The sequence below is a fragment of the Soonwooa sp. T0.1_25 genome (assembly GCF_057652215.1).
The window spans coordinates 1-617 of sequence record NZ_JBYFBZ010000060.1 but is presented as its reverse complement, the minus strand read 5'-3'; the positions used below and the strand labels follow the sequence as shown (position 1 = coordinate 617).

1 protein-coding gene is annotated in these 617 nt (G+C 28.8%); it reads left to right on the top strand.

Annotated features, from left to right (window positions below; translation table 11 throughout):
- The coding region (locus AC23MB_RS14345; RefSeq protein WP_487787653.1) for a hypothetical protein at positions 1–317 on the top strand (317 nt) is incomplete at its 5' end.
- Positions 318–617: the final 300 nt, after the last annotated feature.

Sequence of the window (617 nt, the reverse complement as noted above, 5' to 3'; positions counted from 1 at the left end):
AACAGAATGAAATATTTTATAGTTTTACAATACAAAATGAGGGTATAATTCTGTCCAACGTTTGGGGAGACTTACAGGATGAATTGGATTTTATTGAATATAAAAGAAATGAATCTTGTCATATTTTTTTAAGAGGCTATGACAGATTAAAAAAAGATTTTTCAGAAAACAAAACTCGAAAAAACCAAAATTTATTAATAATTCAGTCGAATATTTATAAAGTCATTAAAAAATTAGAACAATTTGAAAACGGTCATTTACATATTAATAGAAAGATTCATCCAATTCTAAATGAACTTTATTCTCAATTAAAATAACTGCAGGTAACATAGTATTGGCAAAATGCGGGGTTAAATATAAAGTAGAAAAAGTAGAAATATTTATCCGCCGCTGCTTTTCATATTGTTTTTTTCTTTAATTTTAACAATCTGAAAAAGCATCGGCTCCGTTTGGTCTGAACTTGAACAGTCGTTCAAATTTAGCCCGCACTTCGCCAATACTTTTTCCGTTACCTGCAACCCTAACGCCGTTTCAGAAATTTAGTGCAACAAATGTTAAAATAATTAACACAATTTTATACGTTTGTCAGCATGAAAAAATACAAGAGATTATCCCTA